The 563-nt window shown below is 37.5% G+C and carries 1 pseudogene; it reads left to right on the plus strand.

The window, feature by feature from the left end:
- Positions 1-181, plus strand: a pseudogene (locus AC0KTX_RS16845) (IS110 family transposase); the annotation flags it as partial.
- Positions 182-563: the final 382 nt, after the last annotated feature.

The raw sequence follows: 563 nt of genomic DNA on the forward strand, positions 1-563 counted from the left end.
AGCCTTGCATCATTACTATACCAATCGGCCAGACAGGCCGTTAAAAAAACAACAGTCTCTGATTGCCTTGTGTTGTAAATTATTACGTGTGTTATTTGCCATTGGTAAGAAACAGTGTGAGTTTGATGGATTAAAGCTATTAAAGGGATTACCTCAAATAAAAGCATTACAGGCTGCATAAAAGCTTTCAAACGACTTGTTATTCTGACAAACACCAATAGTGCAGAGTTGGAGTATATTTTCACCATTCGGGCATTAGACCCTGTAAAGGAGCATATCCAACCTCCACCTCATGGGTACGCAGGACGAAGGAATGTGTGGATCTTAAAATCCAGTGATACATGGGAGGGTGAGCGACCATGAGAAGTGTGGAGACTTCTTGCACGGTCATACATGATATTACAGATATTGTAAATCTGTATTATAGGATGCACCTTACCATGTAAATATATTGAATAAATACAAGAAATTTCTGCTTATTTGAGGTGAAGAAGCTATTATGTGTTAGCGAAATTTAAAGAAAACGCGAGAATTTTGAAGAAAATTAAAGTTTATAGAGGGAG

The sequence above is a fragment of the Aeribacillus sp. JST-2 genome (assembly GCF_056032925.1).